Below are 8012 nucleotides of genomic sequence, written 5' to 3'. Positions count from 1 at the left end.
CGAATCGGCCGAGACGGTCGCGAAGTACACGCGCCGCGCGGTCGTCGGCGCGCTCGCCGCGGTCGCCCCCGGCAGCGATATCCTGATCCAGGGCGCGCTCGGTACCGCCCTCGTGCGCGAGCTCGCGCGCATCCATGGCGTCGCCGTGCGCGAGCTCGACGTCGAGGCGCTGCTCTCGCGCGTCGGCCTCACCGTTCGCAACACGACCGCGCTCGTGCTCGCGATCGCGGGCAACGCGATGAAGGCGTTCCCCGGGCTTGGTACGCTCGGCGGCGGCGTGTTGCACGCGATCGCGTACGGGCTCGTGTTCGACAGCCTCGGCCATGCGATCGCCGATACGCTCGCCGAGCACGCGTCGCTCGACGTCGCCGACGTCGAGACGCGCGTGCGCGCGCTGCTCGCGGAACCCGCTCGCGACCGCCTGGAACGCGTCGCGCGGCTCGCCCTCGAGGCCGCGCGGGAGACGAGGGCCGACGGCTGAGGGCGCGCGTGCGCGGGAGCGCCCCCGTGTGCGACTACGGCATCGAACCCGGCGGCTTCACCGGTCGCTCACAGCGGGCTCCTGCGGGCGGCCCGGTGCGGCGCACGCCGGGCGCGACCGCGGCATTCATTCGGGAACGCAGCGTTCACCCCGCGAGGGTGGCGCGCATGCGGCGTTTTTGCCAAGCTCGTCGCATGTCGACGCCATCGTCCCGCCCTCGCCCGGTGCTCGCCTGTACCTCGTCCGCGGCGCTCGCGCTCGCGGTTGCGATGCCCGCGGCCGCGGCGCCGGTCACCTACCGCTTCGACCTCGTCCACACGCAGGTCGGCTTCGCGGTCGACCACCAGCGCTTCTCGCGCCCGCAGGGCCGCCTGCGCGTCAAGGACGGCTGGTTCCGCTTCGATCCGAAGGACTGGAGCAGCGCGCACGTCGACGTCGTCGTCGATCTGGCCTCGCTCGATCTCGGCGACGCCAAGTGGAATGCGACCGCGACCTCGGGGCAATTGCTCGACGTCGCGCGCTGGCCGACCGCGCGGTACGTCAGCCGCCGCGTCGAGCAGACCGATGCGCGCCACGGCGTCATCCACGGCGACCTCTCGTTCCATGGCGAAACGCGCGCGCTCGATCTCGCATTCACCCTCAATCGCGTCGGCAACGACCCGTACGCGTTCAAACAGAAGGCCGGTTTCTCCGCGACGGCGACCCTGCCGCGCTTCGACTTCGGCGTCACGCGCTACAAGGACGTGATCGGCGCCGAGGTCGAGCTGCGCATCGAGGTCGAGGGCCTGCGCGACGACGACGCCGCACCGGGCAAGGAGGAATGACGATGGCACTGAAGAGCGACGCGGCGCACTGGGGCACCCTCGCCAAGCTGTTCCACTGGACGATCGTGCTGCTCCTGCTCGTGCAGGGCACGCTCGGCCTCGTGATGGTCGAACTGCCGAAGAAGCCGAGCGTGATCGCGTGGTTCACCTTGCACAAGTCGCTCGGCCTCACGATCCTGCTGCTCGCGCTGCTGCGCCTCGGCTGGCGCCTGTTCGACCGGCGCCCGCAGGAGCCCGCGTCGATGCCGCGCTGGCAGGCGATCGGCGCGCGCGTCGGCCATGCCCTGCTGTATGCGCTGCTGTTCGCGGTGCCGCTGTCGGGCTGGCTGTTCGATTCGGCGACCGCGCTGCGACCGCTGGTCTGGTGGGGCGTGGTGCCGATGCCGAGCCTCACCGGCGGCGCCGCTCCCGCGATCAAGGAGATCGCGCAGGAAACGCACGAATGGCTGTTCTGGACCCTCGTGCTCGTCGCCGCGGGCCATGCGGCCGCCGCGCTCGTCCATCATTTCGTCGACCGCGACGACGTGCTGCGCCGCATGCTGCCCGGCGGGCGCCGCGGCGGCGCCGCCTGATCCAACCCTGCTGGAGAACCGTCATGCTGCGCACCTTCATCCCCACCCTCGTGATCCTCCTGCTGCCGGTCGCGGCATCCGCGCGCGACTGGAACGTCGATGCCTCGAAGAGCACGCTCGGCTTCAAGGGCAGCTATCAGGGCGAGGCATTCAACGGCACGTTCAAGGCCTTCGATGCGAAGATCGCCTACGACGCCGCCGATCTGGCGAAGGCGCGGTTCGACGTCACGGTCGATCTCGCGAGCGCCGACACCGCGAGCGCGGAACGCGACGATGCGCTCAAGGGCAGCGACTTCTTCGCGGTGGCGAAGTTCCCGAAGGCACGCTTCGAGACCGAGTCGTTCGCGCAGGGCGCCGACGGCAGCGTCACCGCGCAGGGCAAGCTCACGATCCGCGACCAGACCAAGCCCGTGACGCTCAAGGTGAAGTTCGTCGAAACGGGTGCGACGGCGACGCTCGACGTCGACAGCGTGCTCAAGCGCGCCGACTTCGGGCTCGGCGCGGGCAGCGACTGGACCGACGTCGGCGCCGACGTGTCCGTGCACGGCCACCTCGTGCTGACGACGAAGTGACGGCATATCAGCGCCAAAGATTGAAACACGAAGGACACGAAGGACACGAAGTAGAGCGAAGATCGAACCGAGAATTGAAGAGGCGACCGCACGTCCGATCAGCGCGACGGTCGTGCGCGATCCCCTCGATGAGCGCGCGCGGTGGCATTGCCTTGTAACAAGTACTTTTCTTCGTGTCCTTCGTGTGCTCTTTTTCGTGTCCTTCGTGAAACTGCTTTTGCCCCGAATAATCCGTCCATGAACCCCACGTCGATCTGGCAGCGGTTGCGGGCGCGCTTCGCGCGCGAGCCCGCGCGGGCCGGTGAGGGTGTCGCGCACGGCGAACAGGCGGCGCAGAGCCTGCGCGCGCTGCTCGATGACCCGCACATCCCCGCGAATGTGCGCAACGGCCTCGCCGTCGATTTCGCGCGGCTCGAGTCCATGCTCGGCAAGCTCGAGCGTGGCGAGCTGCACATCGCCGTGTTCGGCCGCGTCAGCGTCGGCAAGTCCGCGCTCGCCAATGCGCTGCTCGGCCACGACGCATTCACGGTCGGCGTACTGCACGGCACGACGCGCGAGGCGGGCCAGCGGCGCTGGCAGGACGTCGCCGGCAGCGGCGTGCATCTCATCGATACGCCCGGCATCGACGAACTCGACGGCGAGGCGCGCGAGCGGCTCGCCTACGACGTCGCGAGCGTCAGCGACCTCGTCGTGTTCGTCGTCGACGGCGACATGACGCAGCGCGAGCGCGACGCGCTGGTCGAACTCGCGCGCACCGAGCGCCCGCTCCTGCTCGCGCTGAACAAGGCCGACCGCTACGGCGACGACGAGCGCGAACGCCTGCTCGAACGCCTGCGCGAGCGCGCGGCGGGGCTCGTGCGCGCCGACGACGTCGTCGCGATCGCGGCGCAGCCGGCAGCGACCCGGCGCGTGCGCGTCGACGCCGACGGCAGCGAACGGATCGAGCTCGTCGAGCAGCCGCCCGATCTCGCCGCGTTGCGGTCGCGCCTGCTCGCCGTGCTCGAGCGCGAGGGCCGCACGCTCGCCGCGCTCAACGCGAGCCTGTTCGCCGGTCGCGTCGCGGACCAGGTCGGCGCACGCATCGCCGAGGCGCGGCGCGAACTCGCGGACACGGTGATCCGCCAGTACTGCGTCGCGAAGGCGCTCGCGGTCGCGCTGAATCCGATCCCGGTCGCCGACCTGCTCGCTGCAGGCGCCCTCGATGCGGCGCTCGTGATGCACCTCGGCCGCGTCTACGGGCTGCCGCTCACGCGGACCGAGGCGGGCTCGCTCATCGGCGTGATAACCGCCCAGCTCGCCGCCCTCATGGGCGCGATCTGGGGCGTTCACCTCGTCGCGTCCGCGCTCAAGGGCCTCAGCGCCGGCGTCTCCACCGTCGTCACCGCGGGCGCTCAGGGCGCGCTCGCGTGGTATGCGACCGAGCTCGTCGGCCGCGCCGCGGAGAAGTACCTCGTCGCGGGCAAGTCCTGGGGCGAGCTCGGCCCCAAGCGCGTCGTCGCCGACATCGTCGCGAGCCTCGACCGCGATTCGATCCTGCGCGAGGCGCGCGAAGAGATCCTGCGGCGACTGCGTTCGCGCGCGGTATGATTCGAATCCAAGCGCAACATGGGTGACGAAATGCGCGCTGCATACTCCATGGTTCTGCCGCTCGCGTTGCTGATGGTGACGTTCGCGCGCGCATCCGACGGCGACCTCGATCCTTCGTTCGGTATCGCAGGCGTCGCTTATGCGGGCATCGCCGATGCGTCGTCGTATTCCGGAATGAGCATGCAGCCGGACGGAAAGGTCCTCGCGTGTGGAACGCATGCAACGGGAAACGATCATGACTTTCTCGTCGTCCGCTTTCTCGCCGACGGGTCGCCCGATACCGCCTTCGGTACGAACGGCCGGGTGTCGATCGCGTTCGACCACTCGCCTTACAGCGGCTACGACCAGTGCTCCAGCCTCGCCGTGCAGCCGGACGGCAAGATCGTGGCCGCGGGATCGACCAAATGGAACATTGGCCCCGCGATCATCGGCTTGTTCGCAGTGGCCCGCCTCACCGTTGACGGCACGCTCGACCCGTCGTTCGGCGAAGGCGGCACGGCCACCGCCGTTGGAACGCAGGCTTTGATCAGCGTCGCCGAGGCGGGCAGCGTCGCGCTGCAGACCGACGGTCGCATCGTTGTCGGCGGCCAGCTGATGGCAACCGAAGGGGGCCCGTTGTATCGCTTCGCATTGGCACGCTTCACGGCCAACGGCATGCTCGACCCGTCCTTCAATGGCACCGGATGGACAGAGATCTCGGCGATCTCGTTCCCGCAGAGCGACGCGATGGCCGCCGCGGTGGCGCTCGATGCGCAAGCGCGCATCGTCATCGCAGGTAGCAATCCGCACGACGCCGAGAGCAATGCCAACTCCGATTTCGCCGTCGCGCGCGTACTGCCGAACGGCGCCCTCGACGCATCGTTCGGCCAGGCGGGTCGCACGCTGGTCGCGTTCGACGCCGGCGGAAGCGGAAGCGGGAGCGACATTGCCTACGGCCTCGCCATCGATCATGCGGGACGCACCGTCGTGGTCGGCATGGCGGACACGTCCTCGACTACGACGCCCAACTACGATGTCGCCGTCGCGCGTCTGCTCGACGACGGTTCGCCCGACGCCGCTTTCGGCGACGCCGGCAAGGTCCGGGTGGCGTTCGACAGCGTTCCGGCGGGCATGGATTTCGCGCGTGCCGTCGTCGTGCAGGCGGATGGCAAGCTCGTTCTCGCCGGAGCAGCACAGGGCGCGTCATCGCGTGTACCGCTTCTGGCCCGCCTCGCCGACGATGGCTCGCTCGACCCGGACTTCGGCGACGGAGGTCGCAAGATTCTCCACATCGGCACCGACCCGGAGATCGGAACAATCAACCGGGCCGCATTGGCGGGCGACCGCCTGTTCGTCTCGGGTGTCGAGAAGACGGCGGCAAGCGCCTTTGACTACTTCGTCGCACGCGTTTCGATCACGCTCGAAGACCCGATCTTCGCCGACGGCTTCGAGTGATGCATATCGAAACCTTGCAGCGGTGACGAGCCGCCTGATCCCCGGGTTGCGCGCGACGTGGTGCACGGAAGGCGGCGTCGCCGAGGTCACCCCTTTGCGTGAGCAGGGGCAGGATTGCCCGCCACGCGCACCTCGATGCCCGCGGTGACGCCGTCGGGCGGGTTCTGGATCACGCGGTCGGTGGCGTCGAGGCCGGAGCCGAGCTGGATCGTCTTGCCGAAATCGCGCGCGATCGTGACCGGCTTCATGACGACGCGATTGTCCGCGCCGACCGTCGCGACGCGCAGGCCGGCGGCGTCGAAGATCAGCGCGCTCGCGGGAATGCTGAGCGCACGCGCGTCGTGCGGCAGCGCGAGGCTCACGTTCGCATAGCTGCCCGGCAGCAGCTCGCCGGCGGCATTGTCGACGACGAGTTGCATGAGGGTCGTGCCCGATTGCGCGTTGACCGACTGCGCGGACGCCTCGACCGTCGCCGTGTAGCGCTGGTCCGCGTGCTCCGGCACGCTCAGGGTCGCCTTCGTACCGGGCGGCACGTCGGGCACGAAGTTCTGCGGCACGTTCACGTAGACGCGCAGCTTGCGCGTATCGGAGACGACGAACAGTTCCTGGCCCGCCGCGCTGCCTGCGTTGACGAGCGCGCCGACGTCGGTGTTGCGCGCGGTGACGATGCCGTCGAACGGCGCGACGATGCGCGTGAAGCCCTTCAGCGCGACGTAGCGGTCGACGTTCGCCTTCGCCGACGCGACCAGCGCGCGCTTCGCGGCGAGGTCGCCGGTCTTCTCGTCGACGTCCTGCCTCGACACCGCGTTGGACTGCAGGATCTTCTGCCAGCGCTCGGCCGTGATGCGGGCGAGCTTCTCGTTCGCCTGCGCGGTCGCGAGGTCCGCGCGCGCCTGCTGCAACTGCTGGTCGAGGTCGGGCGTCTCGATCTCGGCGAGCAGTTGGCCCGCCTTCACCGGCGTGCCGATGTCCGCGGTCCAGTTCTTGAGGTAGCCGCTCGTGCGCGCGTACAGCGGCGCGCGTGCGTAGGCTTCGAGCCGGCCGGGCAGCTTGAGCTCGTCGCCGTCCGCGTTCGCGCCCGGTGGCGCGACCGCGACGGTCGGGATCGCCTGCGCCTCGGTCCAATCGCGCAGTTTCGCCTCGCCGCGGCTGCGCGCGAGCACGCCCGTGGCGACGACCGCGATGGCCACGACCGCGCCGACGAGGCCGGCGATGCGCAGGCCGCGCTTCGTGCCATGGGTTTCAGACGGCCTGATGTCAGACGGCAACATGGGGAACTCCGATGACGGGCGTCGCGGCCTTCTTGCCGTGGCGCGAATGGATGATGCTGAAGACGACCGGCACGAACAGCAGGGTCGCGATCGTCGCGAACACGAGGCCGCCGATCACCGCGCGGCCGAGCGGCGCGTTCTGCTCGCCGCCCTCGCCGAGGCCGAGCGCCATCGGCGCCATGCCGATGACCATCGCGAGCGCGGTCATGAGCACGGGACGGAAGCGCACGAAGCCCGCCTCGAGCGCGGCCGCGGTCGCGTCACCGAGTTCGTCGAGCTTCTCGCGCGCGAAGCTGATCACGAGCACGCTGTTCGCGGTCGCCACGCCCATGCACATGATCGCGCCGGTCAACGCCGGCACCGACAGCGTCGTGCTCGTCGCGAACAGCATCCAGACAATGCCCGCGAGCGCGGCCGGCAGCGCGGTGACGATCACGAACGGATCGCTCCACGACTGGAAGTTGACGACGATGAGCAGGTAGATCAGCACGATCGCGCCGAGCAGGCCGAAGGAAAGGCCCGAGAACGCGCTGTTCATCGTCTTCACCTGGCCGAGCATCGACACGCTCGCGCCCTTCGGCAGATCGGCCTTGCTCGCGTCGATGAGCTTCGAAAGGTCGGCCGCGACGGCGCCGAGGTCGCGCCCCTGCGTGGTCGCGTAGATCTGCACCAACGGCTGGATGTCGTACTGCGACACGACCGCGCTCGACGCGGTGCGATCGATGTCGGCGATGCCACCGAGCACCTGCGGCGACCCGCCGGCCGACGGCGTCACCGGCAGGTTGCGCAGGTCCGCGAGCGAATCGACCGCGTACTGCGGCGTCTGCATCACGATCGAGTACGACACGCCGTTCTGCGGATTGAGCCAGAACGTCGGCGCGACCTGGCTCGAGCCGGCGAGGTTGACCACCATGCTGTTGGTGACGTCCCGTTCGGTGACGCCCGCGTACTGCGCGCGGCTGCGGTCGACGTCGACCTTGAAGCCGGGGCTCGCGAGCGACTGCTGGATGCGCGCGTCGACGACGCCGGGCACGTGGCGCACCTTCGCGAGCAGCGTCTGCGCATAAGCGAAGTTCTCGGCGACGCGCGGGCCGCGGATCTGCACGTCGATCGGGGCCGGCGCGCCGAAGTTGAGGATCTGGCTGACGATGTCGGCCGGCAGGAACGAGAACGTCGCGCCGGGGAAGCGGCGCGGCAGTTCCTCGCGCATGCGCTTGACGTACGTCTCGGTGGGCGCGTGGCCTTCCTTGAGCGCGATCTGGATGTCGCCG

Annotated in this window: 7 protein-coding genes and 1 pseudogene; 6 read left to right on the top strand and 2 right to left on the bottom strand. The window is 69.6% G+C overall.

Translation table 11 applies throughout. From position 1 onward, the window contains the following. From VI238_RS15970 to VI238_RS15945, 6 genes and pseudogenes are all read left to right on the top strand, one after another. Window positions 1-481: pseudogene (locus VI238_RS15970) on the top strand (GTP-binding protein HSR1); the annotation flags it as partial. Window positions 482-675: 194 nt separating this feature from the next. Further along, window positions 676-1305: a YceI family protein gene (locus tag VI238_RS15965; protein ID WP_331653149.1), complete on the top strand. Its 630-nt coding sequence runs from the start codon at window positions 676-678 to the stop codon at window positions 1303-1305. Between the two features lie 2 nt (window positions 1306-1307). Next, window positions 1308-1877: a cytochrome b gene (locus VI238_RS15960; RefSeq protein WP_331653147.1), complete on the top strand. Its 570-nt coding sequence runs from the start codon at window positions 1308-1310 to the stop codon at window positions 1875-1877. Window positions 1878-1900: 23 nt separating this feature from the next. Further along, the gene (locus VI238_RS15955) at window positions 1901-2449 is read left to right on the top strand and encodes a YceI family protein (protein ID WP_331653145.1); all 549 of its coding nucleotides are present in this window, start codon (window positions 1901-1903) and stop codon (window positions 2447-2449) included. A gap of 237 nt (window positions 2450-2686) precedes the next feature. Continuing rightward, window positions 2687-4036: a GTP-binding protein gene (locus VI238_RS15950; protein WP_331653143.1), complete on the top strand. Its 1350-nt coding sequence runs from the start codon at window positions 2687-2689 to the stop codon at window positions 4034-4036. A 48-nt stretch (window positions 4037-4084) separates the two neighbouring features. After that, window positions 4085-5470: a hypothetical protein gene (locus VI238_RS15945; RefSeq protein WP_331653141.1), complete on the top strand. Its 1386-nt coding sequence runs from the start codon at window positions 4085-4087 to the stop codon at window positions 5468-5470. Window positions 5471-5556: 86 nt separating this feature from the next. Here the strand turns inward: VI238_RS15945 and VI238_RS15940 are convergent, their stop codons facing one another. Beyond that, a complete protein-coding gene (locus tag VI238_RS15940; RefSeq protein ID WP_331653139.1) occupies window positions 5557-6741 on the bottom strand; it encodes an efflux RND transporter periplasmic adaptor subunit in 1185 nt (394 codons plus the stop codon). Beyond that, the coding region (locus tag VI238_RS15935) for an efflux RND transporter permease subunit (RefSeq protein WP_331653137.1) at window positions 6728-8012 on the bottom strand (1285 nt) is incomplete at its 5' end. The genes VI238_RS15940 and VI238_RS15935, both read right to left, overlap by 14 nt.

Source organism: Dokdonella sp., from assembly GCF_036518555.1.
Taxonomy (GTDB): Bacteria; Pseudomonadota; Gammaproteobacteria; order Xanthomonadales; family Rhodanobacteraceae; genus Dokdonella_A.
This window is presented reverse-complemented; position numbering and strand designations above follow the sequence as displayed.

Excerpts from the sequence above, each read along its gene's own strand:
- VI238_RS15955 (WP_331653145.1), top strand. The coding sequence starts at position 1,901 with ATGCTGCGCACCTTCATCCCCACCCTCGTGATCCTCCTGCTGCCGGTC.
- VI238_RS15965 (WP_331653149.1), top strand. The coding sequence starts at position 676 with ATGTCGACGCCATCGTCCCGCCCTCGCCCGGTGCTCGCCTGTACCTCG.
- VI238_RS15940 (WP_331653139.1), bottom strand. The coding sequence starts at position 6,741 with ATGTTGCCGTCTGACATCAGGCCGTCTGAAACCCATGGCACGAAGCGC.
- VI238_RS15950 (WP_331653143.1), top strand. The coding sequence starts at position 2,687 with ATGAACCCCACGTCGATCTGGCAGCGGTTGCGGGCGCGCTTCGCGCGC.
- VI238_RS15945 (WP_331653141.1), top strand. The coding sequence starts at position 4,085 with ATGGTTCTGCCGCTCGCGTTGCTGATGGTGACGTTCGCGCGCGCATCC.
- VI238_RS15960 (WP_331653147.1), top strand. The coding sequence starts at position 1,308 with ATGGCACTGAAGAGCGACGCGGCGCACTGGGGCACCCTCGCCAAGCTG.